This window comes from Haliscomenobacter sp. (genome assembly GCF_041740695.1).
Classification (GTDB): domain Bacteria; phylum Bacteroidota; class Bacteroidia; order Chitinophagales; family Saprospiraceae; genus Haliscomenobacter.
On sequence record NZ_JBGSLK010000135.1, the window covers coordinates 41,560 to 68,240 of the forward strand.

Annotated in this window: 22 protein-coding genes; 9 read left to right on the forward strand and 13 right to left on the reverse strand. The window is 48.3% G+C overall.

Annotated elements, in window-relative coordinates:
- Positions 1-3: 3 nt before the first annotated feature.
- Positions 4-1,221: a VWA domain-containing protein gene (locus tag ACEW9O_RS27490; RefSeq protein WP_373553439.1), complete on the forward strand. Its 1,218-nt coding sequence runs from the start codon at positions 4-6 to the stop codon at positions 1,219-1,221.
- Between the two features lie 2 nt (positions 1,222-1,223).
- Here the strand turns inward: ACEW9O_RS27490 and ACEW9O_RS27495 are convergent, their stop codons facing one another.
- Positions 1,224-2,357, reverse strand: a complete 1,134-nt coding sequence (locus ACEW9O_RS27495; protein WP_373553440.1) for an adenylate/guanylate cyclase domain-containing protein — start codon at positions 2,355-2,357, stop codon at positions 1,224-1,226.
- A 280-nt stretch (positions 2,358-2,637) separates the two neighbouring features.
- On the opposite strand from ACEW9O_RS27495, the gene ACEW9O_RS27500 reads away from it, so the two are divergent.
- Complete coding sequence (locus ACEW9O_RS27500) at positions 2,638-3,198, forward strand: GNAT family N-acetyltransferase (protein WP_373553441.1); 561 nt, start codon at positions 2,638-2,640, stop codon at positions 3,196-3,198.
- 179 nt (positions 3,199-3,377) lie between these two features.
- Positions 3,378-6,728 carry a hypothetical protein gene (locus ACEW9O_RS27505; protein ID WP_373553442.1) on the forward strand — a complete coding sequence of 1,117 codons (3,351 nt, stop codon included), beginning with the start codon at positions 3,378-3,380 and terminating at the stop codon, positions 6,726-6,728.
- Between the two features lie 91 nt (positions 6,729-6,819).
- On the opposite strand, the gene ACEW9O_RS27510 is transcribed toward ACEW9O_RS27505, so the two are convergent.
- From ACEW9O_RS27510 to ACEW9O_RS27525, 4 genes are all read right to left on the reverse strand, one after another.
- Positions 6,820-7,677 carry a fumarylacetoacetate hydrolase family protein gene (locus ACEW9O_RS27510; RefSeq protein ID WP_373553443.1) on the reverse strand — a complete coding sequence of 286 codons (858 nt, stop codon included), beginning with the start codon at positions 7,675-7,677 and terminating at the stop codon, positions 6,820-6,822.
- 171 nt (positions 7,678-7,848) lie between these two features.
- Entirely contained in the window at positions 7,849-8,616 is a 768-nt protein-coding gene (locus ACEW9O_RS27515) for an SDR family NAD(P)-dependent oxidoreductase (protein WP_373553444.1), read from the reverse strand.
- Positions 8,617-8,744: 128 nt separating this feature from the next.
- Positions 8,745-9,860, reverse strand: coding sequence for an AI-2E family transporter (locus ACEW9O_RS27520; protein WP_373553445.1), 1,116 nt, complete (start codon positions 9,858-9,860; stop codon positions 8,745-8,747).
- A 95-nt stretch (positions 9,861-9,955) separates the two neighbouring features.
- Positions 9,956-10,285, reverse strand: a complete 330-nt coding sequence (locus ACEW9O_RS27525) for a hypothetical protein (protein ID WP_373553446.1) — start codon at positions 10,283-10,285, stop codon at positions 9,956-9,958.
- Positions 10,286-10,540: 255 nt separating this feature from the next.
- Between ACEW9O_RS27525 and ACEW9O_RS27530 the strand changes: the two genes are divergently transcribed.
- Together ACEW9O_RS27530 and mqo are read left to right on the forward strand one after the other, a co-directional pair.
- Positions 10,541-12,256, forward strand: a complete 1,716-nt coding sequence (locus ACEW9O_RS27530) for a hypothetical protein (RefSeq protein ID WP_373553447.1) — start codon at positions 10,541-10,543, stop codon at positions 12,254-12,256.
- Positions 12,253-13,746 carry a malate dehydrogenase (quinone) gene (gene mqo / locus ACEW9O_RS27535; RefSeq protein WP_373553448.1) on the forward strand — a complete coding sequence of 498 codons (1,494 nt, stop codon included), beginning with the start codon at positions 12,253-12,255 and terminating at the stop codon, positions 13,744-13,746. Before ACEW9O_RS27530 ends, mqo begins: the two co-directional genes overlap by 4 nt.
- Here the strand turns inward: mqo and ACEW9O_RS27540 are convergent.
- The 8 genes from ACEW9O_RS27540 to queG all read right to left on the reverse strand — a co-directional run bounded on the left by ACEW9O_RS27540 (position 13,743) and on the right by queG (position 21,965).
- Positions 13,743-15,104 carry an APC family permease gene (locus ACEW9O_RS27540; protein WP_373553495.1) on the reverse strand — a complete coding sequence of 454 codons (1,362 nt, stop codon included), beginning with the start codon at positions 15,102-15,104 and terminating at the stop codon, positions 13,743-13,745. The genes mqo and ACEW9O_RS27540 overlap by 4 nt on opposite strands.
- Positions 15,105-15,390: 286 nt before the next feature.
- Positions 15,391-16,335, reverse strand: coding sequence for a sodium:calcium antiporter (locus ACEW9O_RS27545; RefSeq protein ID WP_373553449.1), 945 nt, complete (start codon positions 16,333-16,335; stop codon positions 15,391-15,393).
- Between the two features lie 154 nt (positions 16,336-16,489).
- Complete coding sequence (locus ACEW9O_RS27550; protein WP_373553450.1) at positions 16,490-16,828, reverse strand: L-rhamnose mutarotase; 339 nt, start codon at positions 16,826-16,828, stop codon at positions 16,490-16,492.
- Positions 16,829-16,934: 106 nt separating this feature from the next.
- Positions 16,935-18,182, reverse strand: a complete 1,248-nt coding sequence (fucP, locus tag ACEW9O_RS27555) for an L-fucose:H+ symporter permease (protein ID WP_373553451.1) — start codon at positions 18,180-18,182, stop codon at positions 16,935-16,937.
- A gap of 113 nt (positions 18,183-18,295) precedes the next feature.
- Positions 18,296-19,069 carry an SDR family oxidoreductase gene (locus tag ACEW9O_RS27560; protein ID WP_373553452.1) on the reverse strand — a complete coding sequence of 258 codons (774 nt, stop codon included), beginning with the start codon at positions 19,067-19,069 and terminating at the stop codon, positions 18,296-18,298.
- A 93-nt stretch (positions 19,070-19,162) separates the two neighbouring features.
- Complete coding sequence (locus tag ACEW9O_RS27565; RefSeq protein ID WP_373553453.1) at positions 19,163-19,990, reverse strand: amidohydrolase; 828 nt, start codon at positions 19,988-19,990, stop codon at positions 19,163-19,165.
- A gap of 214 nt (positions 19,991-20,204) precedes the next feature.
- Positions 20,205-20,936 (reverse strand): esterase family protein, encoded by a 732-nt coding sequence (locus ACEW9O_RS27570; protein ID WP_373553454.1) that lies wholly within the window; start codon positions 20,934-20,936, stop codon positions 20,205-20,207.
- Between the two features lie 81 nt (positions 20,937-21,017).
- On the reverse strand, positions 21,018-21,965 hold the full coding sequence (gene queG, locus ACEW9O_RS27575) for a tRNA epoxyqueuosine(34) reductase QueG (protein ID WP_373553455.1): 948 nt from the start codon (positions 21,963-21,965) through the stop codon (positions 21,018-21,020).
- Positions 21,966-22,206: 241 nt separating this feature from the next.
- Between queG and ACEW9O_RS27580 the strand changes: the two genes are divergently transcribed.
- The 4 genes from ACEW9O_RS27580 (at position 22,207) to ACEW9O_RS27595 (ending at position 26,610) form a co-directional block, all read left to right on the forward strand.
- The gene (locus tag ACEW9O_RS27580; RefSeq protein ID WP_373553456.1) at positions 22,207-22,308 is read left to right on the forward strand and encodes a 30S ribosomal protein THX; all 102 of its coding nucleotides are present in this window, start codon (positions 22,207-22,209) and stop codon (positions 22,306-22,308) included.
- Positions 22,309-22,573: 265 nt separating this feature from the next.
- Positions 22,574-24,001, forward strand: a complete 1,428-nt coding sequence (locus ACEW9O_RS27585) for a glycogen synthase (RefSeq protein ID WP_373553457.1) — start codon at positions 22,574-22,576, stop codon at positions 23,999-24,001.
- Between the two features lie 64 nt (positions 24,002-24,065).
- The gene (locus ACEW9O_RS27590; protein ID WP_373553458.1) at positions 24,066-25,337 is read left to right on the forward strand and encodes a glucose-1-phosphate adenylyltransferase; all 1,272 of its coding nucleotides are present in this window, start codon (positions 24,066-24,068) and stop codon (positions 25,335-25,337) included.
- Between the two features lie 157 nt (positions 25,338-25,494).
- Complete coding sequence (locus tag ACEW9O_RS27595) at positions 25,495-26,610, forward strand: Gfo/Idh/MocA family protein (protein WP_373553459.1); 1,116 nt, start codon at positions 25,495-25,497, stop codon at positions 26,608-26,610.
- Positions 26,611-26,681 lie beyond the last annotated feature (71 nt).

A 26,681-nucleotide genomic window follows, 5' to 3' on the forward strand; every position in this document is an offset into this window, starting at 1 on the left:
GTTATGTTCCTAAGTTTCTTTTATGCACTGCGCAAACACGGCATTCCGGTCAGCTTACACGAGTACTTGGCCCTGCTGGAGGCATTGCAAAAAGAAATCGGCACCTATTCCATCGAGGATTTTTATGCCCTGAGCAAAGCCATTTTGGTCAAGCAGGAGGCGCACCTCGACCGCTTCGACCTGCTGTTTAGCCAGTTTTTCCGGGGCATCGACAATCTGGCTCAAGCCTTATTGGCCACCGAAATCCCGGCTGATTGGCTCGAAAAACAATGGCTGCGCAACCTGAGTGAGGAAGAAAAAGCCGCCATCGAAAAACTGGGCGGCCTCGATGCCTTGATGGATCGCCTCAAAGAATTACTAGAACAACAAAAAGAGCGCCACCAAAATGGCAATCGCTGGATTGGCACCGGAGGCACTTCTCCCTTTGGCAATCAAGGCTACAACCCTGAAGGAGTGCGCATCGGCAAAGAATCGGGCGGCAACCGCACTGCCATCAAGGTATGGGATGAACGGGCTTTTAAAGGCCTCGACGATCGGGTAGAACTCAATACCCGCAACATCAAACTCATCCTCAAACGCCTGCGCATCCTCACTCGCCAAGGGATTCCAACCGAACTGGACCTGGACGGTACCATCCGCAAAACTTCCGAAAATGCGGGCATGCTGGACATTGCCCTGCATCCTTCCAAACAAAACCGGGTCAAGGTGCTGCTGCTCATGGACGTGGGTGGCTCCATGGACGACCACATTGAATTGTGTGAACAATTATTTTCGGCGGCCAGATGGGAGTTCAAACACCTGGAGTTTTATTACTTCCACAATTGTGTATACGAATCAGTGTGGAAGGACAACAAGCGACGTTTTAGGGAAAAAATTCCTACGCTGGAATTGATCCACAAATTCAACAGCGACTACAAATTGGTGTTGGTGGGCGACGCGGCCATGTCGACTTACGAGATTTTTTACCGGGGTGGGAGTGTGGAGCATTCCAACGACGAACCGGGCATCAACTGGCTCAAACGCCTGAGCGACCACTTCAAACACCTGGTTTGGATCAACCCCATCCCGGATTACGAGTGGGATTTTTACGAGTCGGTGAATGTGATTCGGGAATGGTCAGGCAAGCGTATGTTCCCCATGACGGTGCAGGGGCTAACCCAGGCCATGAAGTGTTTGAAGAACCGGAAGTATGTGCATGAGAATAAGGCTTGGGAGGAGTAAAATTACGTCGCAGAAATTCCCCCATCCCCCACATACCTCGGCTCCATCGCCTCCTCAAACGTATACAACTCCACCAACTGCTTTTTCCCCTTCAATTCAAATACTCCCACCCGCTTGGGATGGTATTGCAGCGGCGGCAAATCCAGTTTTTCCAGCAAATTTTTACTCAGCAGCATCCGCACCCGAAACTTGTTACACACCGCCTGGATGCGCGCCGTGGTGTTCATGGTATCGCCCGAAAAAACGATGTCCTTTTTGATGACGCCAATTTCACCCGTGGTGACTACACCGCAGTGCAGCCCCGCTTTAAATTCTGGCGCAACCCCGTATTTGTCCCGATAAAACCCCGATCGCCGTAGCATCAATTCCTGCATGCGAAAAAAACAACGAATACATTGGGCGTTTTCCAGTCCATCCTGCATGTTCCAGGAAACAACGATCTCATCGCCGACGTACTGGTAAATCTCCCCGGCTGTATCCACAATCGGATTGGTGACGTCACGAAAAAAGTCGTTCAAAAAATTAAAAAACTGCACGTGCCCCAATTGCTCGGCAATGGCCGTGGAGCCTTTGATGTCGACAAACATAAAAATGCGCTCCTCCTCCCGGGGGCGATGGTAATGCCCCAGCAACATTTTGATCAGGACGCCCTGACCGTATTTTTCGTTAACGTGTAACGCAATCGTGGTGATGAAGGCCACAATCGACCAAAAGATGAGAATTTTGACGTAAAAAGGGCGGTCAAACAAACTGGTGCTGCGTGCCAAAACCTCGGGGTCAAGTCCATTTTGACCATAACGAATGCTCAACAAAATTCCATGCGTCAATAAAAAAATCCCAAAATTGAGCAGCGAAATCACAAAACTGGAAATCAAGAGCGCGAAGCCAAAGGACTTCATCGTAAACCGATCGCGCAGGAAAAACACCAAAAAACCACCGGAAATAATGCTGGAAAAAAACGCGGAAAGGGTATTGAACAATACAAAGCGAACCACACCCGCATCATGCACCGACCAGCCCGCCGAGAGCGAGTAGGCCCCCAGCGCGTCCAATGCTCCCAATAGGGTCCACCAGATGATGATCCAGAATAACTGGTTAAGTTTGAGACGAAACCTTCTGGTGTATTGCTCTCTCATAAGACTTTTGCGGCGTGGGTGCAAAAATACATAATTTGCGATGCAAGAAATCTTTATTTTTACACCCGCGTAGGAACGGAAACAAAATAAAGTAAGCTAGTTGACTTCGCTATTTTTTGATTTGGCAAGGCGCGAGGAAGGCGCATAGTACACTACGCAACTGACGAGTAACACAGCAAAATCAAAAAAGAGCCAGTCAAAAGTTTACTTTATTTTGTTTCCGTTCCGCATCCACCTGCTCACTCATTTTACACACGAGCAGGTTGTTAAAAATAAACCTATGCTTCAGCATTTACTTACGGTTGAAACTGCATTGATTACTCATCGTACTGTTGTCCGGCGTTTTCGTGAAAACGATGGACAGAATTACTTCAAACTCTTTCAAGACAATATAGACCAACTCGAAAGTCGTTATCCGCCAGTGGTGAGCCACATTCCCAATCAGGATAATGTTGAATTTTTTGTACGGCAAAAACTGGCGGATTGGCTCAATCAAAGCGAATATTGCCTGGGAGTTTGGGACAAAGATTCAGCAGTACCTGTTGGATTGGTGCGTATTGCGGAGATCGATTGGACTTTGTCCAAAGCCGAATTGTACCTTTTTTTGGATAAATCGCTCCACCAAAAAGGCATCATGACTGAAGTGATGCAAAAGGTAATTCATTTTGTATTTTACCAATTGCAACTCAATAAATTGACCCTGCGTACCGAAAGCGACAACTTTGCCATGCAACGCCTGGCCCGTAAAGTTGGTTTCCTACGCGAAGGGGATTTGCGGGCAGAATACCGCCGCGTAAGTGGTGAATGGGTCGATCTAATGATTTTCGGCCTGCTTAAATAACCCCGAACTCTGGAACCTAGTAGTGGGGCAAAAATAAGTGTTCATTTTTTCTGAGTCAAAAAATTAGATAAGACACTTAAAGTGAACCGTTTACTTATCTAATTCTTTGACAAAATGAAGCACTTATTTTTTTATCGCCCAGGAACTTTGGAACCTAGGAACCTTACAAAAAACGAACCATGAATCTGCCATCCGAAGCCATTGTCTTTACCATAAATTCTGCCATTCGCCTGGGGCGAAACATCCAAAAGGCTTATGCGAATAGCATTCGCGCGAAAAGCTTGGTTTTGCCGTTGCCCAAATTTGATGGTGCCTTGAACATCCTTTCCGCCGATCGTTTTTTTCAGGCCGAAGGTGATGAAAATGGTGCTCAATTTTTGAAGCAACTGGATTACCTCGATCTCCTGCATCAAAAGAGTTTAACTCAGGGATTGCTCGACACCGAAAAGGAAGAATACCTTGAGTACTACAAGACCTTTTTTCGCATGGTGCGCAACGGCAATGATGAGTCCAAAATCCTAGATGGAGGCATCAATACCGCTGATGTAGTGGCCTTGCTCAAAATCCGGCAATGGGAAAAAGGCAAGTCCCCCCAACCAAGCGCCTTGCAATTGGTGGCGGGGAGCTTGGTCGAACTTGGCATCGATTACTTCAACAATGTGCCCGGTGCGCTCAATCTGGAGTCGGCTTATGGGCGGGCTTTGAAGCAGTTTTTAGACGGGTTTGACGACATCAGCTTTGCCGAAAGTGATGACCTGAAAAAAACACTGGCCAAAGATATATTGCCCAAACTCTTCATCGGCGCAGCCGAAAGCCTGAGCGAACTGAGCAGTACTGTAGCCAACGACGAACAATTTCAACTGTTCATCAAAGCTACGGCCAACGGCATGGCCAAAGATTTGATTGCCCGCACTGCCAATAGTGATGCCACAGACTATCAGGCTACCGTCCGCTGGGGGCAGCTGTTGTTGAGTAGTTTGATCAAAAACGCGGGGCATTACGTCTTTTCGGCTCCATCAACAGTACTGGGTACCACCGAGGCCAGTTCTGCGCTGATTAAACAGACAGGTTTGACCCTGTTGAACATCATTTTGGACAAAGATTCCGACAACATCAACCTGCGGAGCGTACTGACCGTGGAGGCCTTGGATCAAATTGTCCGCGCTTCGCTCAGCGTACTGGCCGAATACCCCGAACTCTTGAGCCACCAACGTGGGGTGCAGGAAATTGTAAGCGGGGTGAGTTCTGCCGTAGCGCGTTCGGGCATCCATCGTCCCGATCTTTTGCCAGAAATCTTGCGCTTAGTACTGGAACACACGGCGGGCAATTTGTATTTGGTTTGGGAAATTGAGGAAGACGATGCACAACATTTGTTGGTCAATGCCGTGCAACATATCCTCGGAGTACTGGCTCAGCCATCGAACAACGGTGCCTGGCGGCCCCGCCTGTCCAAAACCCAGATGATCAATTTGGTGTCCGATTTGCTGGACGACGTGGTGCAACACCCTACGCTGGTCACTGAAAAAATACGGCAAAACTCTCTACTTGCCGAGGTGCTGGCCATCACTTTCCAAGCGCTGGATAAGGTACCCAAGGAGCAACGCCTGCGTTGGGAAGTTGTCGAAATGCTGCTGCAACTCAACATCCGCGCAGTACTCAAGAGCAAGTCCGTGATGGAAACCATCAACTGGGGCTCGGACGACCAAACGACCACCATCCTCAATAAAATCCTCGACCTCATCTTTGCCTCTGTTTTTGATGGCAAAACCACCCTGGGGGTTGAACGAGTCAAGCTGCTACAAGAGATTTTTGAATACGTTATGGACGTGGTGGTTGCAGAATACCCCAACCGATTGGGCCTGGTGGTGGTCAAAATTCTGGTTTCCCCTGAAACGGGCATCGATTTCAGCGAAGGTTTCAACCGACCACTGGCCGATGACATTGTCGAAGCAGCACTGATTCTTTTTACCCAACACCCCAATTTGATTGTGGATGATGTGGCGCTTGAACGCATCATCGGTGGGGTCGCAGAAGCAGTGAGCAAGGCGGGCATTCATCAACCGGGGCTACTCTCGGAAATTGTACGGTTGGTCTTGATCAAAACGGCGGACAACATCGAGCTCTTGGTCGAAACCAACCCCGATGATTTGGAATACCTGCTGGTGATTGCCCTGCGTGAAATTTTGCAATCCTTTGGTGCAGAACCGCCACATGGGCGCTGGAAACCACGTTTTACGCCAGAGCAACTGATCGACCTGACCGAATTCCTATTGGATGAAGTAGTGCAAAACCCCGCCTGGATTACCGATAAGGTACACCAAAACAGCCTCTTACGCGAAGTATTGGATATGTCCATGCGTGCGATGCAAAAAGTGCCGCCGGGCCAACGCCTCAATGCACAAACCTTTGAGTATGTGCTGGATATTGTGCTGCGCGGGGTGTCGCGTAGCCGTAAGTTGTTGGAGAAAATTCGCATCGGAGATGAACAAACCGAGGGTGCGATCTTGGAAAAGGTACTTGATTTGGTACTCAACTGCGTTTTCCCTCCCTCCGAAGGTGCAGCGGTGGACAAACCACAATTGCTCATCGACCTGTTGGAATTTGTTTTTGACGTGATTTTGGCTGAAAACCCCGATGCCAAAGGCCTCGCCCTACTGGAATTGATCTTGTCCAATGCCGCCGGGATCGATTTCACCAAAGGATTTGATCGGGATCAGGTAGAAGAATTGCTGGAAGCTGCCCAATATGCGATTGGACAACACCCGGAGTTGGTTACAGGCAAACCCAGTCTGGCCGACATCATCGCCGATTGCTCTGCGGCCATTCACTTGCTGAGCATGGATCACCCTAACATTGGTGCAAAGATCCTGAGCATGCTCCTGGAAAACAGCGCCGATAACCTGGAAGCAGTGCTGGATACCCGCAGTCCCAACCCCAAACACTTGCTGGTGGAGGGTTTGCAGCAAATTGTACTCAGCATTTCCGCCGAACGCAGCAATGGCCGTTGGTCGAGGTTGATTTCGGAGGAGCAGATGTTGGAGTTGATCGAATTTGTGCAAGAACAGTCAATTGCAATACCAGATTTGCTCAAGGACGATTTTGTGTTCCGGGTACTCGATTCTATTTTGGGGGCCATGGATCACAAGTCCCCGCAATGGCGTCCGCCTTTTGCCGTCTTGCAAATTTTGATGGAAAACCTGCTCATCGTCGCCAATGAGCACCGCGAATTGTTGCGCAAAACCAATTTGCCCGAGCGCAGCGAACAGCCGTTGGTGTTGATGTATCTGGTTGAAAAACTGCTGGAGTTGCTTTTCCGTCAGGATAAAAATACCCACCGCACCATCACCCAACTACCTACTTTGGATGTGGTGATCGACTTTTTCCTGACCACCCTCGAAGAATGGGACATCAACGAGCACGCGGTGGACAAGGCAGCAAGCAAGCTGCAATTTCACCTCGATCGCTATACCGTTGGAGACATTTCACTGGAAGATTTGTTGGACGAATTGAGTCCTGATGAAGACTTTTAGTTGGAGCTATCTCTAAATTAAAATTCACTCCCCGAAAGTTCCAAACTTTCGGGGAGTTCCAAGCAAAGACTGCATCATATATTCAACACATCTATTTCTTCCAATCTACCGCCACCTGCTTCTGTACACCCAAACCATCAATGCCCAACTCTACCACATCCCCAGCTTTGAGGTAACGCGGTGGCTTAAGGCCCAAACCTACGCCAAATGGCGTCCCGGTAGAAATCACATCTCCCGGCAATAAGGTCATGAACTGGCTCAGGTAGTGGATCAAAAAGGGGATTTTGAAAACCAGATCATCCGTATTGGAATCCTGCAACATTTCACCATTGACCGAAAGCCAGAGCCGAAGATTGTGTGGGTCGCCCAATTCATCCGGCGTGACCAGGTACGGCCCCAATGGGGCAAAAGTATCTGCACTTTTTCCCTTGACCCATTGGCCCGAGCGCTCCAATTGGAACTCCCGCTCCGAGTAGTCGTTGTGCAGCACATACCCCGCTACATGATCCATGGCTTCGGCCTCTTCTACATAGCTGGCTTTTTTGCCAATCACCACCGCCAGTTCCACTTCCCAGTCGGTTTTTTCAGAGTTTTTGGGGATGATCAGGTTATCGTATGGCCCACAAATGGCGGAGCTTGCTTTGAAAAATACCACTGGCTCGGTGGGTACGGCCATGCCGGATTCGGCGGCGTGTTTGGCGTAGTTCAAGCCAATACAAATGAGTTTGGAGGGGCGACCAACACAGGGCCCGAGGCGTTCGGTGTCGGGGATAGTGGGGCAGCTGGCTGCATTGGCGGCTACCCAGGTGCCTAGTTCAGCGATTTTACCACTGGCAAAAAAGCGCTCGTCAAAGTCTGAGGTGAACGCGGAGACGTCGATGCGTCGACCATCCGGGAGTTGGACACCCGGTTTTTCGGATTCAGGGGCGCCGTAGCGGAGTAACTTCATGTTTTTTGTTCTAGGCCACGACTGAGGTCGCGGGTTGGTTCTCCCACGGCTAAAGCCGCAGGTTGTTTCCCACGGCTAAAGCCATGGGTTAGATCAGTTTATCATAGCCTCCCACGGATGAATTCGTGGGTTGGCTGCTTTGGTTTTGACGACAAAAATGGGGGGTGACCCTTAGTTGTTGAGGCGGGTAAATCCACCGTCCAGGGGGTAATCACAACCGGTGATGAAACCTGCCTCTTCGGAGCAAAGGTATAGCGCTAAATACGCCACTTCGCTAGGTTTGGCCATGCGCCCGATGGGCTGGGTTTTGGACAATTTATCGTACATCTCAGCTTCTTGGCCGGGGTAATTTTTGCTCAAAAAGCCATCCACAAACGGCGTATGTACCCGGGCGGGCGAGATGCAGTTGCAGCGGATGTTGTGCTTGAGGTAATCTTTGGCGGTCGCTAAGGTCATGCTGAGTACTGCGCCTTTGGCTGTGGAGTAAGCCAGTCGGTCGGGGATACCGATCGTGGCTGCAATGGACGCCATGTTGAGAATCACACCGCCCCCTTTGGCTTTCATCAGGGGAATGGCCGCATGCAGGCAATTGTAAACCCCCTTTACGTTGATGTTCATCACGCGGTCAAAATCGGCTTCACTGGTGTTTTCGGCATTGCCAATGTGGGCAATGCCTGCGTTATTGACCAGGATATCCAAGGCACCAATTTCTTGAAAGATGGCTTTCATCTGCGTTTGATTGCTGATGTCACAGGCATAAGCACTGGCTTTTCCACCTTGGTCGATAATGCTTTGCACTGCAACTTGCGCGGTAGCTTCGTTTACGTCCAGAATGTATACCTCAGCGCCCTGTTGGGCAAATACCTGGGCAATCGCCAGTCCGATGCCGCTGCCAGCACCGGTGATGGCCGCTTTTTTGTTGTGTAGGGAAAAAAGCATTGCTTAGAGTTGAAAAGTTGAAATGTTTAAAGTTGAAATGTTGTCGGCAACCCTATACATAGAGATTGCTCCAGCGGGAATGAAAAGCCAAACTCTTCAACTTTTCAACCCTAAACAGTTCAACTAGTTTAAAATCCTTCCTCCTCCATCCGCCCCGTTAATTGCCGCACAATCTTGAATTGATTTAAAAATTCTTTCGCGATCACCCGAATGATGGTGTAGGCGGGAATGGCCAGGACGATGCCCAAAATGCCACCCACTTGGGCGCCAATCAAGATCATGATGAAAATTTCCAGAGGATGTGCTAAGACACTTTTGGAGAAGATATAGGGTTGTATAAGGTTGTTGTCTAGAATTTGTACGACCTGGAATACCACAACTACTTTGATGAGCATGGGCCCCAGTTCATTATAAAAATCCATGCCTAAATTAGAAGAAATGGTGATAAAAACGCCAAAAGCTGCGCCAATGATTGGTCCAATGTAGGGAATCACGTTCATCAAAGCCCCGAATAAAGCAATGAGTAGCGCGTTTTTGATGCCCAAGATCGTCAGCAAGATCCACAAGGCGAAGCCGAAAATGAGCAGTTGAATGATCAAACCGCCAAAATAACGGGTCAACAAAGCCACCGTGTCTTTGATGGTTTCACGGGTAGGCTCTTCGTATTTTTCGGGTACCAGGGCCAGGATGAAATTAATGAACAACTTACGTTCCTGCAAAAAGAAAAAGGTGATGAACACCACTGCGGCAATATTGACGATGATGCTGCCAATAGCCCCAATTATTGAACTTACGATATTGCCAATTTTACTGGGGTCAAACCAGCCCGCCAGCCCTTTTTTGACCAATTCTTCCAGGGTGTTTTCGGGCAATTGGATGCCGTATTCACCCAACCAAAGCCCTACTTTGTGATAAGGTTCTTCCAGCGCTTGTGCAATCGCTTTGTAGTCTACACTGGCCAGGTTGCTGGCTTGTTTGAGGATGGAAGGCACAAAGACGGCCACCAAGCCGCCAAAAAACAGGAAAAAGGTGAGCAGGGTTAGGATCGATGCCACGCTGGGACCAGGCCTTAGTGGGCCAATCTTGCGGGTTCGAAACCACTTGTAAATGGGTTGCCCAACCAAAGAAAGAACCCAGGCCGAAATGACGTAAGAAATGATCGTACTAAAATAATAAACGATCACTCCAACGACGATTGCCGATAGGCCAATGATGATGTAACGACTCCAGGTTTGGGCGGTCATGTGTGCAAGGTTGAGTACAGGAAACAGGTGTTGGGGTAAATTTAGGGGATTTTTGGGAAAAGTTGTTTCCTGCGACCTTTTTGCTTACTACATTATTATTGCCGCAACAACCTCACCTCCCGCTTCAATGCCTCAAGTTCCTGCTCTTGCTCACTCAGCCGCTCTTTCAAGTCCTCATTTTCCGCTCTGAGTTCTTCTATTTGTCTGCTCAGGTTGCTACTTCCCCCGAATAAACCGCCGCCGCCAGTATTCTCTTTTGTCCCTTCGGCGCTTTCAGTGGTTTCACCACGCTTAAACAAACCTTTGATTTTTTCGATACCATCCTCACCATTGTAATAAGAAGCCCCGATATAAGCCAAAGGGCCCACAATGATCATAATCAGAAAAAACCTCGCAAATCCTGTCGTTTTAACTTTCCCAGCCATGATGATTCAATTTTCCACAAAAATAACGCTTCTCAAGTCCAATGCACATTCCAATCTACTGACGTAGGAAAATTCTGGATGAAAGTTAAAAAGGTTGAGAAGGTTGAGGGAGGTTGAGAAGGTTTAGGCTACCGCGAGCGGCTTAGACAAGGAGACATTGTCAAAATCGCTCGCGGTAGCCTAAACCTCCCTCAACCATCTCAACCTCCTCAACCTTTTTTAATATCTTTGCAAAAGCCAAACCACAAAGCAACAATGGAGCCATTATCCCACCGTACCCGCGCCCAGGAATCCCGCGCCGCCGTTCAACGTTTGTACATCGCCATGCGCCATTTGTTTATTCGCGGCAGTTACAAGCCACTCGGATTATCGGGCGATGCCATGATTGAAGCCCTCAAAACCCTGGAACCTGAGATTTACGGTGCGATCAATGACCCGGAACGGGTCGAGCTCAGTGGATTACTTTACGTGTTTCAGCGCCTGCCCCGAGGCATCGAAGAATGCCGCTACGTGCGCCTGATCACGCGCGAAGGCTACGAAGATTCCGGCTTTTCTCCATTGATCCCTCCCCGCCGCAAACGCAATTGTTACCGCATTGACGCTGAACAGATGTTTGTGGAAATGACCCGCGGCCGCAGCGACATCTACGATATCATGACCCACCTGACCTTCATGTACATCGAAGCGGAAAAAATTCGGCGCAACAGCGAGGATCACAAAGACCGCAAGCGCCGGGAATGGGCCATGCTGGAAGCCTTAGTGGAAAAAGAAATCAACGGCGAAGCCCTCGACGAAGAAGTGGCTTATACCTACCTTAGTGTGCTCCTGGGGCGCACTTACCAGGAGACCCACGAAGCTGCCCGCAAGTTTGCTGCTGACTCGAATGCCAATAGCCTTTTTCACGTCACTTATTGGTTGGGTCGCTTAGCTTCGGAAGAACAATGGGAGAATGAAGATCGCGAGATCAGTTTTTCGGCAGCATTGCGGGAAAAAATTGGTCACCATGTACTCGGCGAAATTTGGGCAGCCAACATCAAGAATTTTCTTCACGACAACGACCTCGAAAATCGCCCCCTCCACATCATCAGCGCCAATATGCATAGCGTGATGAACTGCCTGTACGCCCCCGCCGCCCTGAAAGGCATGAGCAACGCCACCAAGATTGAAGACATGGCGCGGGAGCTCAGCGTGGAAAGCAACGCCGACTTGCGCAAAAAGGTGCGCAAGCTGGCCCTGCAAAATGGCATGTACGAACTGGACGACCACAGTGGGACCAACATTCCAGCGCAAATTTTTGACCTTTGCAAAATTGACCCCAGCACATTGTCCTCCGAAATTACCTGGGACAATGACTACGTGCAGCAGGAAAAACCTATTCTCTTTGTGATGGATTACGCCTTTGGCGAACAAGCTTTTGAGACTTTTGACGAGCTATTCAAACCTTACGAAAATGAAGGTGGACGACTCGTTTTGCCGGTAAAATCTATTGGCATCATGGGCAAAGCTGGCATTTTAGAGGGTGGAAAAGGGGACCTGATGGTACCTACTGCCCATGTATTTGAAGGAACCGCAGACAATTATCCGATCGATAACGATTTGAACCCTGCGGACTTTGCAGGCCAGGGACTACAAGTATTTGCTGGGCCGATGATCACTGTATTGGGCACCAGTTTGCAAAACAAAGACATCCTACATTATTTCCTGAAATCTTCCTGGAAGGCCATTGGTCTGGAAATGGAAGGCGCACATTACCAAAAAGCCATTCAGGCGCATGCTCGAATCCGCAACAACATTCCAACCGGGGTGGTGCTTCGTTATGCCTATTACGCTTCGGATAACCCACTGGAAACAGGTAGTACGCTAGCATCAGGCAGTCTGGGCCTGGATGGCGTAAAACCCACTTATTTGATTTCGATTAAGTTATTGAATAAAATTGTGGGGGGAGTAAAAAAATCAAAAGACAAAAAATGATCAATCCCGAAAATCAACCCAAACACATCATACTCATCGGCGCAGGCATCATGAGCGCCACCCTGGGCGTACTGCTGAAAGAACTCAACCCCCACTACCGCATCAGCATCTACGAACGCCTGGATCAAATTGCCGCTGAAAGTTCCGACGCCTGGAACAACGCGGGTACTGGGCACTCCGCTTTTTGTGAACTCAATTATACACCCGAAACCGAAACCGGAGGAGTCGACATCAAAAAAGCCGTCAAAATTGCCAGCTCTTTTGAAATTTCTAAAGCCTTTTGGGCCTATCTCGTCAAAGCCGGATACTTCGCCAATCCCGAAGCGTTCATCAACAATATTCCCCACATCAGTTTTGTATGGGGTGAAAAAAATGTAGCTTTTTTGAAAGCCCGTTTTGAAGCGCTGGTTGCTCACCCCCTGTTTAGAGGAATGGAATACAGCGAAGATCGGGAGGCCTTGAATACCTGGATGCCCCTGGTCATGCATGGCCGAGACCCCCAGGAAAAAGTGGCAGCTACCAAAGTGGACATTGGGACTGACATCAATTTTGGCAACCTGGCTCGGGTCTTGTTCCAACACCTCTGCTCCTTGCCCCGCGTGGAAATGCACTTGATGCACGAAGTGCGTGACTTGAAAAAACAGGAAGATGGCCAATGGAAGCTGAATGTCAAAAATTTGCTCAGTAAAGAGAACAACAAAGTCACCGCTGACTTTGTGTTCATCGGTGCAGGCGGCGGTGCTTTGCCCCTCCTGGAAAAATCCGACATTGAAGAAGGGCGTGGCTATGGGGGATTCCCGGTCAGTGGCCAATGGTTGGTTTGCAACAATGAGGAGGTTATTCAACAGCACAACGTCAAGGTATATGGCAAAGCCTCGGTGGGTGCGCCGCCCATGTCGGTGCCCCATTTGGACACCCGCTTGATTGATGGGAAAAAAGCGCTGTTGTTTGGCCCTTTTGCGGGTTTTTCCACCAAATTTCTCAAAAACGGCTCATTTTTTGATCTTCCTTTATCGATCGAGCTCGACAACATCATTCCCATGCTGAGTGCAGGTTGGCACAATTTATCGCTGACGCGTTACTTGATTCAGCAGGCCACTTTGTCGCACGAGGATAGGGTAGAGGCGCTGCGGGAGTATTTCCCTGCGGCCCAGTCAGAAGATTGGGAATTGGCCATTGCAGGCCAGCGGGTGCAAGTCATCAAAAAAGATGAAGAGGAGGGAGGTGTTCTCGAATTTGGCACTGAAATCATCCATGCTGCCGATGGCAGTATTGCAGCTTTGTTGGGCGCTTCACCGGGCGCTTCTACTTCGGTTGCCATCATGCTGGAGCTGTTGGAAAAGTGTTTCCCCGCAGAAATGCAATCCAAGGGCTGGAAGAAAAAGCTGAAGCAGATAATTCCCCTTTACACCAAACCCTTTAAAGGCAAGGAAAAAGAGTGGTTGGATTGGCGACGCTACAACAATGGTGTACTGCATTTGAGCGACTAAGGCCGAACTTCCTGTTTTTTGACCTCCACGGCCGTTTTGGGGTAAAACCACTGGCTCATTTTTTTACCCCAAAAAAAGGTCAAAGCCCCGACGGCTAAATTGGCAACGCCGAGCAAGCTTTCCAGGGGTTTGTCGATCAGCAAAAACACTAGCATCCAGAGGCTGATGGCCAAAAAAATCAGTTGCAACCAGGGAAAAACCGGACTGCGATAGCCCTTCAAATGAGGATATTTATAGCGCAAAATGAATACCCCGGCAATGGTCAAAGTATTGAACAACTGCAAAATAAAACCACTGTACAACAACAGCTGCTCAAAAGTACCCGTCATGATCAAGCCCAGGCTGATGATGGCCTGAAACCAGATGGCACGCACGGGAATGCCATTCTTATTTTGGGTCCGAAAAAATTTCCAGTTGTCGTGATCCTGCGCCATTGAGCTGGTGATCCGTGGCCCTACCCACACCATGGCACTTAAGCTGGAAGCCAGGAGCAGCGCAATGATGACACTGAACCAGTTGCCAATGGTTGGCCCAAACATCGACTCAGCGGCCAAATGCCCAACCTCTACTCTTTGCATCAAAACCTCCAGCGGTACTTGCCTCAAAAACGACAATTGCAACAGCACATACAACACACTCACTACCGCTGCCCCGCCAATCAAGGCACGGGGTAAATTTTTAACCGGATTGCGGATTTCCTCGACAATGTATGCAGCAGCATTCCAGCCTGAATAGGAATAGTTGATAAAAACCAGGGCTACAGCAAAAGCAGTAGAACTCCATTTCCAGGGCTCGGCGGATACCGATTGCCAGGAATCCTTAGCAGCCGGGGGCAAATACCAACCCGCTACAATCAGTAAAACGATAAGGAGCACTTTGAGAATGGTCAAGCCATTTTGGATCAAGCTACTCTGTCGAATGCTGAACGAATGCACCAGGGTTAAAACCAGAATGGAAGCAAAGGCGATTAGTGTAGGATCTTGATTGATAAACGGAGTCATGTAAAACCCCATGGCCATGGCCGTGAGGGCAATGGAGGCCCCAAAACCCACCGTTACTGAAATCCAACCGGAGAGATAACCCAAAAAGGGGTGATAAAGGGTGCTAAGGTAATGATACTCGCCACCAGAACGTCGCAGATGGGTACCCAATTCAGCGTAAGCAAAGGCCCCCAACAATGCATTCAATCCACCCACTGCCCATAGGGCCAGAATCGCGTAGCGATTTTGTACAATCTCCACCTGAAAACCCAAGCTGGTGAACACACCCGTTCCCACCATATTGGCTACAACCACAGCAGCGGCACTGCCCCAGCCAATTTTTTGCGGTTTCGTCATTGTATTGATGCTCACGTTCATGGGTTTTCCAATAGTATGCATTGCTTAAGTGGAGGAACAGTGCTAATCGACATTTTCAACTTGATCTTTTGCATTTCATCTTCCTTATTTTTTCATTACAATGCGCTGCATTGCGCTTCAAAAATAAGTCGCTGAAATGCAAAATCTCTGCGTTGAACTCTGTCGATTAACACTGTTCCTCCACTTACCCCAACTGGGGCTAGGTATAAAATAACAAAACTAGTCCTTTTGGTGAGGATCAAAAGAAGAATAACATTTTCTTAAGATATGGAGGTCGTGAAGCTTACTAACCAAGGTTAGCAATCTTGATTAAAAATAGCACATAAATAAAAAGAAACAGGACTCCTTCCCGGGGAGAGATACGTTTGTCTTGAGTAAGCAAGTAAAAAAACAGGCCACTGCCAAGCATTACGGGAAGTGAAAATGCCAATAGCTCGGTAGGAACATGAATGGGGCCTACCCAGGAAGCCACTGCAGGAATGATCAAGGTATTAAAAATACAGGAACCCAACACATTGCCAATGGCCATTTCGGCATTGCCGCGGCGGATCGCCGAAATATTGACCGCTAACTCGGGTAGGGTAGTCCCAATCGACAAAACCGTGAGCGCAATTACAGAAGGTGGTATTTGTAGCCCTTCGGCAATGGCACTGATGGAGGAAACGGTATAATTGGCGCCAATATAGATTCCCACGCCCGACCCGAGCAGAATCAAAATGGCTTTGGTTGGAAAAACAGTCTTGAGCTCTGCTTGTCGAATTTCCTCGCTCGCATTGATTTTTTCCTCCGGTTTTATCAGATAGATACTGTATGAAATAAACGCAAAAAGCCCAATCAAAGCTTCCAACCATTTGATTTCACCATCGTAAACGATCATTGTAAGGAGAAAAAATGATCCCAGCAAATAATGCAAATGCACAAAGATGTAACCGTGGGAGAGCAAAATATCCTTGCGGTTGAGGTAAGCTACAATGCCCGTGATGAGCAAAATATTGGAAATATTGGCCCCCATGATGTTGCCAGGCAGGATTTCTGAAACGCCCTTGGCTACTGAAATGGTGCCAGAAACCAACTCAGGCAGAGAAGTGCCGATGCCTACAATAAAAACGCCAATGATAAAAGCAGGCAATTCAAAATACAACCCAATCTCTTCGGCAGCAGTTGTGAAATAACGGGCCGCCAACAAGAGTCCGCTCAGGGCGGCGGCAAAAATCAAAAATTGCAGAAGCATAGTCAGTCAAATTTTGCCAAATATATACAGCTATGGGGCGAAAAAAAAATAAGTGCTCATTTTGCTAAAGGATTAGATAATTAAACGGTTCATTTCCAGTGTCTTGTCTAATCCTTTGGCTCAAGAAAAATGAGCATTTATTTTTGCCCCACTACTATTGCTGCTTCAAATCAAAAATTTTATCCATCACCAGCCACTTCTCCCCCGGTTTTGCCGTGGGTAGCGCCTGCTGGTACTTCCACATCAAGGTCTCCCATTCCTGAACTTTGGAAATGGCGGCATCTATTGCGGCTTTTTGTGCAAAGGTGAAGGCATCCGTTGCTTCCAAAATCATGAAGAGCCGATTCTCGATCCGATATATTTCCAGATCGGTCACTCCGGCATCCACGATGCTGGCTTTGATCTCTGGCCAAATCTTTTCGTGGTATTTTTCGTATTCGGCGATGAGCGCTGGATCGTCTATGAGATCCAGCGCCAAGCAAAATCTTTGCACGTTTATAAAGTTATGAGTGATGAATTATGAATGATGAATTGGCTGCCGCAGCGACACGGAGAATGCCACTGCGACAGCCAATTCATCATTTATCATTCATAATTCATCATTGGTTTACAATTTTATAGCCTCTGGCTCCATACCAGGCCACCACCAACAAGCAAAGCAAGGGAACAATATAGGCCAGTTTAATGGTAGATTGATCAGAGATCCAACCCATGAGTAAAGGCGCAAAGGCACCACCAACGATGGACATCACCACCAAGGATGACCCCAATTCGGTATCTTCCTTCAAGTCTTGAATGGCCAATGAAAAGATGGTTGGAAACATGATCGACTCAAAAAATGGCACCAAAATAATCGCCCACACGGCAATGGTTGAACCACTGAACATGGCTACTCCCAACAATCCAGCCGCAGCCAATGAATAAATGAACAACAAACGATTGGGAGCAATAAAACGCGTCAGTACGGTACCAAAAAAGCGCCCCACCATAAAACCCAGCATGGCCATACTCAGCCAAAAAGCCGCTTCCTTCTCCGGAATATCGCTGGAAAACTTGGCAAACCGGATGAAAAAACTGGTTACACAAACCTGCGCGGCTACGCAGAAAAACTGGGCAATCACCCCATTGCGCAAGTGAGGATGGCGCAAGGCGTGGAGCAAATTGCGCTTTTCCTGGGTACCCGATTCTTTTATCCCTGGTTCTGGTGTACGAATGAAGACAAACAAGACGGCTACCAACAGAACCACCAAGCCAATGATCAGATAGGGAATCCGCACGGTATTGGCCTCACTTTGCATGTAAGCATTGAGTTGCTCGACCGACATGGCGCTTTGTTCACTTTGAGAGAGTTCAATCCCACTCAAAATGAACTGCCCACCCAGAATGGGCGCTACAAAAGCACCCAAACCATTGAAAGATTGGCTGAGGTTCAAGCGGGTTGTTGCACCTTCGGGTTTGCCCAGTAGGGTGACGTAAGGATTGGCTACCGTTTCCAAAAAGGTACACCCCGACGCGATGATGAACAGCGCGCCCAAAAAGAAGATGTACATCCGGGAATTGGCCGCTGGGATAAATAAAAAGGCGCCAATCGCGTACAGCACCAAACCAATGATGATGCCACGTCGGAAGCCATATTTTTTCATCACGATCCCGGCCGGAATGGCCATGATGAAATACCCCAAATAAACGGCTGAGTCAATCAATGCCGACTGCATATCGGTCAGCTGACAAGCTTTTTTCAGGTGGGGAATCAGAATGGGCTCCAGGTTGTGCACGAAGGCCCACAAAAAGAAGAGGCTGGTTACCAGCACAAAGGATAGGGTGTAAGAGGCGATTTTGTTTGTCATAGCAGAGGAAAGAGTGAAAAGTGAAAAGTGAAAAACTAAAAGTGAAAAATGAAAGGCAGTGCTAGCAAACAAAAGGTGTACCTGCTTTTCACTTTTCACTTTTCGCTTTTCACTCAAAGAAGTGCCCGATCCAAATGTACATACCCCCCATCCACATGGATCAACTGTCCGGTGGTGTGGCTGGAGCGGGAAGACAAGAGGAATGTGGCCATATCGGCAATTTCTTCCTGGGTTGTCATCCGTTTGCCCAGGGGAATTTTGTCTTTGATTTTTTCGAGCATGGTTTCGGGATCTTTAAGGGTTTGCAGCCATGACTCGTACAAAGGGGTCATACATTCTGCCACTACAATCGCGTTGACCCGGATGCCGTATGGGAGTAATTCCACCGCCCATTCGCGGGTGAGGGCATTGCGGCCACCGTTGGAGGCGGCGTAGGCGGAGGTGTTGCCTTGTCCGGTTTCCGCAGTTTTGGAGGTGATGTTCAGGATGGGACCTTGCGAGGCTTTGAGGGCGGGCAGGGCGTAATGCGCCATCAGGTAATAATGCACCAGATTTTTGTGCAGGGAAGCGATGAATGCTTCGTAATTGCCACTTTCCAACCCCACACCATCGTTCACTCCGGCATTGTTGACCAGGCCGTCGATGCGGCCCGTAAGGCGGAGGGTTTCGGTGACTGCTGCCTGACAAGCAGTGGGATTGGTCAAATCCAGGGCAATTTGGTGGCCTTTGCCGCCTACGGCTTCGAGTGTGGCCAAATTGTGCTCAGCGCTGCGGCTCACAATGACGGGGATGGCACCCTCGCGCGCGAGGGCATGTACGATGCCCGCACCTATCCCGCGCCCACCGCCGGTGACGATGATGACTTTGTCTTGCAGATGTAAGTCCATTCAGAATCTTGCTTTACGGGTAAAAATAGAATTGATTTGCTGAGAAAGCTAAGGTATTTTTGAAAAAAATGGAAATAAAAGCAAGAGAATACTTCACAACCCATACACCCTTTCCGCATTCCGCCCCATCACATCGGCCTGCTCATCTGCACTGAAACTCCCAAAATAAGCCTCACAAATGCCAATCACATTGGAATAACTCCCGGCCACCAAACAAACCGGCCAATCCGAACCATATAACAAACGTTCGGTGCCAAAAGCTTCGGTCAATTGATCCAGAAATGGCCGAAAATGGCGGAATTCCCAGTTTTGCCAGTTCGCCTCGGTCACCAAACCCGACACCTTGCAATGTACATTGGGCATTTCACCCAAGTGTTGGATAAAGGAAGCCCATTGGTCAATTTGGCCCGCTTTGATGTAGGGTTTGGCGAGGTGATCCAGCACAAAGATTTGATCCGGAAAAGCTTTTACCAATTCAATTGCCGCGGGCAACTGATGCGGATAAATCAGGATATCGTAGGTATAACCCCGCTTGCCCAGGGCTGCAATGCCCCGCCGGAAATCAGGATTTTGGAAAAAATATGGATCGGATTCCCCTTGCACGATGTGCCGGAATCCCTTCAAAATAGGATACTGTTTGTAAAAATCCAGGCGTTCTTCCACGTTTTCAGCGCGCAAATCTACCCAGCCCACTGTTCCTTTGATGAACGGATTTTGCTGCGCCAATTCCAAAAAGAAAAGATTTTCTTCCTCGTTTTGATCTACTTGAACCAGGATGGTGCCGTCGATTTTATGCTGTTGCAAAGCAGGTGCCAGGTCTGTAGGCAAAAAATTGCGCTGAATCAGATGCATTTCGTCATTGATCCAGGCGTGAGTTTCGGGGCTGTAGTTCCAGAAGTGTTGATGGGAATCGATGCGCATAAGTTGTCGTAAAGTCTTACTGTTTCCTCAAGAATACAGTGTTGGTTTGGATGAATAGTTATTAGCGGGTTAGTCCGGTTGTTCGTGTATTAGTAGTGGGGCAAAAAAAAGTGTTCATTTTTCCTAAGCCAAAGGATTAGATAAGAAACTTAAAATGAACCGTTTACTTATCTAATCCTTTGGCAAAATGAAGCACTTATTTTTTTGTCGCCCCTTAAAAACGGGTCTCCAAATAAGTAGGCAACATCTGCCTCCAGGTTGGCCAATCGTGTTTGATGTCTGGACCCCAAATGTCCAATTCGTGGGGGATAGCTTTATTGCTCAGGATGTACGAAAGATTCCGGCTAGCCTGTGGGTCTTCATAGTCTCCCGAGCCCGATACCAAATGAATATGCCCGGAAGAACGCAACAAGTGTAAAGTATGTTCATCCGTTGTATTGGGCAAATAATGACAAGGCGAATTGAAATACACATTGTCGTCATAATGCCCCTTACTATAAGCCGTGAGGTCGTAAACCCCCGACATGGCAATCACGCCCTTGAACAAATCGGGTCTGCGGAAAAACAAATTGGCCGAATGTAAGGCCCCCAGCGAAGCCCCGGAAATGATGATCTGGACATCCTGGCTGGTTTTGTCTTTGATAAACGGCACTACTTCCTGCTCCACATAAGCATTGAACTGCTGGTGGCGAATCCCCTTGTGTACGGGGTTCATGTGGTCGTTGAGCCAAGCTTCGGAATTAATGCTGTTGATCGAAAACACCTTTACCTTACCACTCTCAATAAAGGGCGCAATGGCATCAATCAGCTGAAAACGCTCGTATTCCAAATAGTCGGCAGCAGCAGTCGGCAGCAAAAGTAAGGCAAAGCCATAATGCCCATACATGGCAATCTCCATGTCCTTGTTCAAGTTCGGGCTGTACCAGTGGTGTATTTCGCGGTGCATGCAGCTTGTAGTTTATTGTTTTTCCATTTGAAGAAGGAAACATACGGTTTTTTAGCCTTATTTCCCCTTCGCTGGCCAATATTATTCTTGATCACCCTTTGATTGAGTCAAAAATGCAATATTGCGTTGTAAGCCCTCCAGTTTGGTGCGTTTGACTGCAGATTGTTTAAAGACTTGATTAAAAACCTCTTGGGTGATCTCTTCCCAATCACTTTTGCGTAGCGTCAACAAATCGGGGTGGGGCTCAAAAGCAGGTTCCTGATGGGGCTGGGAAAAACGATTCCAGGGGCAAACCTCCTGACAAACATCACAGCCAAACATCCAGTTGTCCATTTTGCCTTTGAATTCATCCGGGATGGCCTCGCGCAATTCAATGGTCAAATAAGAAATACACTTACTCCCATCCAACAAATAACCTTCCTGGGAAATCGCCTCGGTGGGACAGGCATCGATGCAACGGCGACAAGTGCCGCAATAATCCCGCATGGGGGCGTCGTATTCCAACTCCAAATCAAGAATGAGCTCGGCCAAAAAGAAATAAGACCCCGCTTTGGGGTGAATCAATAGGGTATGCCGCCCCGTCCAGCCCAAGCCAGCGCGTTTGGCCCAATCGCGCTCCAATACAGGTGCCGAATCCACAAAACAACGCCCGGCAACTTGCCCGATGTTTTGTTCAATGTACTGCAGCAACGCTTTGAGTTTGTCTTTGATTACAAAATGGTAGTCTTTGCCGTAGGCATATTGCGAAATTTGAGGGGCATTGGGGTCTTCTTGTTTGTCGGGATTGTGGTAATTGTAGAGCAAACTGACGACCGATTTTGCGCCGGGCACCAGTTGGGTCGGGTCGACCCGTTTGTCAAAATGATTGGCCATGTAGTGCATCTGGCCATGCAAGCCCCGGTTGAGCCATTCCTCCAAACGCCGCGCCTCTTCATCCATAAATTCAGCCTTGGCAAAACCCATCATACTGAAGCCCAAACGTTGGGCTTCGCTGCGGATTAAAGCGGTACGGGTTTCTGTGGATGCCATGAATAACGGTTAATGTGGTTGAGGGAGGGTTGAGGAAGGTTTAGAAAGTTGAGGCTACCGCAGCAATTTTGACAATGTCCTTGTCTAAGCCGCTGCGGTAGCCTCAACTTTCTAAACCTTCCTCAACTTTCTAAACTGTGCCCAACAAAGATACAAAAGCAATTCTTACCCTTCATTTGACTTTTCCTTAGCCAAAAAAGTGTACCTTTGCAGCCTTTAAAACCACAAAATTTAATCAACCATGGGAAAAGGTGACAAAAGATCCTTGCGCGGTAAGATCTTTATGGGCTCGTATGGCAATGCTCGCCCCAAGAAAGGCAAAAAAGTCAAAAAGCAGGAATAAACCTGCTAGCTGCTAAGGTTCCAAGGTTCCAGGGTTTCAAAGTTGCAGGGTTCAAAGTGCATTCAATGCTCCAGACTCTTTTACGGTTAAACCCTGGAACCCAAGAACCTTGGAATCCATAAACTTAGGACCTTCTGCAATCTCGCCAAATTTTATTTTTCCTTTCCTGCTTTTTTTCTCCAATAATATCTATTTTTAGCACTGACGATTGTTTGGCGCAATACCAATTGTTTTGCCCCAACAAAACACGAACTCGTACTCTGCCATGAAAATATTACACGTCAGTGCAGAATGTTACCCAGCCGCCAAAGCAGGTGGTTTGGGTGATGTGGTCGGTGCACTACCGAAATACCTGAGTCAGCGCGGATGGTCATCTGCTGCTGTAATTCCGAAGTACCAGCTCCCCTGGTTCCAGGCTCGACAATTTGAGCTGGTTTACGCTGGGGCATTCCGCTTGCACAACGTTTATTATCCCTTCGCCATTGAAAAAGAACTAGGCGATAGCCTCGGATTCCCGCTTTACGTGGTGAATCTACCAGGCAAGTTTGATCGCCCGGGGATTTATGGAGATGCGACTGGATGGTACAACGACAATGCCGAGCGTTGGGTATTTTTTCAGCAAGCCATTTTAAACTGGGTGCTGAACATGCCTGAAAAACCAGCAATCTTGCATTGCCATGACCACCATTCGGGTTTGATTCCCTTCATGGTGCAACACAGCCTGGAATACCGCGCCATCAGCCATATCCCCACCGTTTTTACCATCCACAATGGGGAATACCATGGGGCTTTTGGCTGGGAAAAACACGTTTTACTGCCCGCTTTTGAAGCCAGTGCTTCGGGGCTGATCGATTGGGAAGGGGCCATTAATCCCCTCGCTTCCGCCATTAAGTGCGCCTGGCGCGTAACTACGGTGTCGAAGACCTATCTGAATGAATTGATGGAATATTCCAACGGCTTGGAAGGGCTCCTGCGCACCGAAGCCGCCAAATGTTCGGGTATTCTCAATGGCATCGACGCCGACGTATGGGATCCGGCTACTGATCCGTACTTGCCGCACCATTTTGAGGGGAACATTGACAGCTACAAATTAGCCAACAAATTGGCGTTACAACAACATTTTAACGCTGATTTAGATTTGCCTGTCTTCACCTTTATTGGTCGACTGGTGCGAGAAAAAGGGGCAGATCTGATCCCCGATTTGATTGCCAGGGTATTATCGGAAGGTTTAGGGGTTTCATTTCTGATACTGGGTACAGGTGAGCCCCATTTGCACGAGGCATTGGCCGACTTGCAATGGCGTTTTCCACGCCGTTGTGCGGTGGTTTTAGCCTACAATGAAGGGGTAGCCCATCAATTGTACGCTGGTTCTGACTTTTTATTGATGCCTTCGCGGGTGGAACCCTGTGGTTTGAATCAAATGTACTCCATGCGTTACGGTACCGTGCCAATTGTGCGCTCGGTGGGCGGATTAAAGGATACCGTAATTGACATTGGTGAACCTAATTTGCCAGGCCGTGGCATTCGCTTCGATAACTTTACCCTGAATGATGCCGCTTTGGCGATTTACCGAGCCCACGAGTTGTACCACAATCCAAGTTCCCTATCTGAAGTAAGAGAACGCATCATGGCCGTAGATTTTTCCTGGGAAAGCGCAGCGGAGAACTACATCGATGTGTACGACAACCTATAAACAGCATTTTTTATAAAAAAAACACGGGTTTATCACAAACCTGAATACGCCAACCTAAATTTGTATGGAAGTGAAAATGATCGCACTTATTCTCGGCGGTGGCGCTGGCTCCCGGCTTTATCCACTCACCGAGCAACGCTCTAAACCAGCGGTGCCTATTGCTGGAAAGTACCGCCTCATCGACATTCCGATTTCAAACTGTTTGAACTCCGGGGTGCGCAGGATGTTTGTGGTAACCCAATTCAACTCGGCTTCGCTCAACCAGCACATCAAGAATACCTACACCTTTGACATGTTTACGCATGGCTTCGTAGATATCCTGGCGGCAGAGCAAACCCCCAATTCGCCCAACTGGTTTCAGGGTACAGCCGATGCAGTGCGCCAATCGATGCACCACTTGATCAACCACGACTTTGACTACATCCTGATCCTTTCCGGGGACCAGTTGTATCAGATGGACTTCAAAGAGTTTGCTTTTTACCACATTGACAAAGAAGCAGACCTCACCATCGCCACCATCCCCGTCGTAGCCAAAGATGCTTCGGAATTTGGGATTCTCAAAGTGAATGAGGACCAATACATCCAGGACTTCACCGAAAAACCCAAAAAGGATATACTGCCCGCCTGGCGCTCGCCGCTGGAAGAGAAATATACCTCTCAAGGCAAAGAGTACCTTGCTTCCATGGGTATTTATGTGTTCAAACGGGACGTGTTGGAGCGCTTGTTTGCCGAAAAACCCGATGCGACGGACTTTGGCAAAGAGATCATTCCTTATGCCATCAACAACAATTTCAAAGTAGCCAGCTACGCTTTTGATAGTTATTGGACGGACATTGGTACCATCGCTTCTTTCTTTGAGGCGAATATTGCCTTGACCGATCCAATTCCAGATTTCAACCTGTTTGACAAAAGTGCTACGGTCTTTACCCGGCCCCGGCCTTTGGCACCATCTAAGATTTACGGGACTTTTTTCAACCGAACCCTGGTGGCAGAAGGTTGTATCATCCACGCCAAAAAGATCGATAAAGCCATCGTGGGGATTCGTTCCCGGATTGGTGATGGCACCGAAATCAACAATGCCATCCTGATGGGGGCGGACTATTACGAGTCGCTGGAGCAAATCGAATCAGCCGACATCCCCATGGGTATCGGCAAGGATTGTTACATCGAGAATGCCATTATCGATAAAAATTGCAGCATTGGCAACAATGTGGTGATCAAGGGCCACCACTCGTTAGAAGATATGGAAACGGCCACCTACGTGATCCGGGATGGAATTGTCGTGCTGAAAAAGACAGCGAAGATTCCGAGTGGGACGAAGATTGGGCTGGTGTAGGGGAGCAATTGTATAAGCCCTAAGAGTCTAGTAGGGATGCGGGGAGGCTATTTGGATGGCTCTCGCGTCCCTACACATTACAACTTACACAGCCTTTAGCTAGACATTAGACTCGACTAGTTCATTTTCTTTCACCCCTTTCCAATTCAACTTTTTTATGAACTCACGCCGCAACTTTTTACAAAAAATCACTGCAACAGCAATCGCCTTTCAATTGCCAGACTTCGTTTTGGCAAGCACCGGTGAAGTCGATAACGAACCGTATGAAGGCCCCATTTTGCGGGTAGCGATTATGGGCCTGGGTAGTTATGGCAGCCGAGTTGCTGATGCCATGCAAGCCTCCCAAAAAGCCAAATTGGTGGCGGCGATCAGCGGTACCCCTTCCAAACTAAAAGACTGGCAGAGCAAATACAACATCCCGGAAAAAAATTGTTATAACTACGAGACGTTTGATGCGATCAAGGACAACCCCGACATTGATGCAGTGTACATCATCACGCCGAATGCGCTGCACAAAGACCAGGCGATCCGGGTCGCCAATGCCGGCAAACATGTCATCTGCGAAAAACCCATGTCGATCAATGCCAAAGATGGGCAGGCCATGATCGATGCCTGCAAAAAAAACAATGTCAAACTGTTGGTAGGCTACCGGATGCACTTTGAGCCCAAAACCCTGGAAATCATCCGAATGAGGAAAGACGGGGAACTGGGTAAAGTTTTATTTTTCCAGGGGCTCTGCGGCTTTACGATTGGCAATCCCACTCAATGGCGGCTAAACAAAGCACTGGCTGGTGGCGGCGCGATGATGGACATTGGCATTTACGCGATCAATGGCGCTCGGTACATGATCGGTGAAGAACCCATCTGGGTGACGGCCCAGGAAACCAAAACCAATCCCGAAAAATTCAAAAAAGGGGTAGATGAAACCATTCAGTTTCAACTTGGTTTTCCCAGCGGAGCAGTGGCTTCCTGCCTGTCGACCTACACGATGAACAACCTCGACCGCTTTTTCCTGAATGCCGAAAAAGGTTTTGCGGAGTTGTTGCCTTCTACCGGTTATGGCCCCATCAAAGGGCGCACCAATAAAGGCGAATTGAACTACCCCCATGTCACCCACCAAACCGTACAAATGGATGAAATGGCTGGGATTATTTTAGAGGGCAAACAACCCATCGTACCCGTTGACGGGGAAGAAGGTTTGAAAGACCTGAAAATTATTGATGCGATCTTTTTGGCAGTCAAAACGGGAAAAAAAGTAGCGTTGAAATTGTAAAAATGTGTGAATCCTACAACTTATTTACAAGGTTGTGTAACGTTTATTGTGGCTAAATGACAAACCTTTGC

What these genes read in the sequence shown, in the direction of transcription:
- ACEW9O_RS27490 (WP_373553439.1), top strand. Translation starts at nt 4, where the DNA reads ATGTTCCTAAGTTTCTTTTATGCACTGCGCAAACACGGCATTCCGGTC.
- ACEW9O_RS27495 (WP_373553440.1), bottom strand. Translation starts at nt 2,357, where the DNA reads ATGAGAGAGCAATACACCAGAAGGTTTCGTCTCAAACTTAACCAGTTA.
- ACEW9O_RS27500 (WP_373553441.1), top strand. Translation starts at nt 2,638, where the DNA reads ATGCTTCAGCATTTACTTACGGTTGAAACTGCATTGATTACTCATCGT.
- ACEW9O_RS27505 (WP_373553442.1), top strand. Translation starts at nt 3,378, where the DNA reads ATGAATCTGCCATCCGAAGCCATTGTCTTTACCATAAATTCTGCCATT.
- ACEW9O_RS27510 (WP_373553443.1), bottom strand. Translation starts at nt 7,677, where the DNA reads ATGAAGTTACTCCGCTACGGCGCCCCTGAATCCGAAAAACCGGGTGTC.
- ACEW9O_RS27515 (WP_373553444.1), bottom strand. Translation starts at nt 8,616, where the DNA reads ATGCTTTTTTCCCTACACAACAAAAAAGCGGCCATCACCGGTGCTGGC.
- ACEW9O_RS27520 (WP_373553445.1), bottom strand. Translation starts at nt 9,860, where the DNA reads ATGACCGCCCAAACCTGGAGTCGTTACATCATCATTGGCCTATCGGCA.
- ACEW9O_RS27525 (WP_373553446.1), bottom strand. Translation starts at nt 10,285, where the DNA reads ATGGCTGGGAAAGTTAAAACGACAGGATTTGCGAGGTTTTTTCTGATT.
- ACEW9O_RS27530 (WP_373553447.1), top strand. Translation starts at nt 10,541, where the DNA reads ATGGAGCCATTATCCCACCGTACCCGCGCCCAGGAATCCCGCGCCGCC.
- mqo (WP_373553448.1), top strand. Translation starts at nt 12,253, where the DNA reads ATGATCAATCCCGAAAATCAACCCAAACACATCATACTCATCGGCGCA.
- ACEW9O_RS27540 (WP_373553495.1), bottom strand. Translation starts at nt 15,104, where the DNA reads ATGAACGTGAGCATCAATACAATGACGAAACCGCAAAAAATTGGCTGG.
- ACEW9O_RS27545 (WP_373553449.1), bottom strand. Translation starts at nt 16,335, where the DNA reads ATGCTTCTGCAATTTTTGATTTTTGCCGCCGCCCTGAGCGGACTCTTG.
- fucP (WP_373553451.1), bottom strand. Translation starts at nt 18,182, where the DNA reads ATGACAAACAAAATCGCCTCTTACACCCTATCCTTTGTGCTGGTAACC.
- ACEW9O_RS27560 (WP_373553452.1), bottom strand. Translation starts at nt 19,069, where the DNA reads ATGGACTTACATCTGCAAGACAAAGTCATCATCGTCACCGGCGGTGGG.
- ACEW9O_RS27565 (WP_373553453.1), bottom strand. Translation starts at nt 19,990, where the DNA reads ATGCGCATCGATTCCCATCAACACTTCTGGAACTACAGCCCCGAAACT.
- ACEW9O_RS27570 (WP_373553454.1), bottom strand. Translation starts at nt 20,936, where the DNA reads ATGCACCGCGAAATACACCACTGGTACAGCCCGAACTTGAACAAGGAC.
- queG (WP_373553455.1), bottom strand. Translation starts at nt 21,965, where the DNA reads ATGGCATCCACAGAAACCCGTACCGCTTTAATCCGCAGCGAAGCCCAA.
- ACEW9O_RS27580 (WP_373553456.1), top strand. Translation starts at nt 22,207, where the DNA reads ATGGGAAAAGGTGACAAAAGATCCTTGCGCGGTAAGATCTTTATGGGC.
- ACEW9O_RS27585 (WP_373553457.1), top strand. Translation starts at nt 22,574, where the DNA reads ATGAAAATATTACACGTCAGTGCAGAATGTTACCCAGCCGCCAAAGCA.
- ACEW9O_RS27590 (WP_373553458.1), top strand. Translation starts at nt 24,066, where the DNA reads ATGGAAGTGAAAATGATCGCACTTATTCTCGGCGGTGGCGCTGGCTCC.
- ACEW9O_RS27595 (WP_373553459.1), top strand. Translation starts at nt 25,495, where the DNA reads ATGAACTCACGCCGCAACTTTTTACAAAAAATCACTGCAACAGCAATC.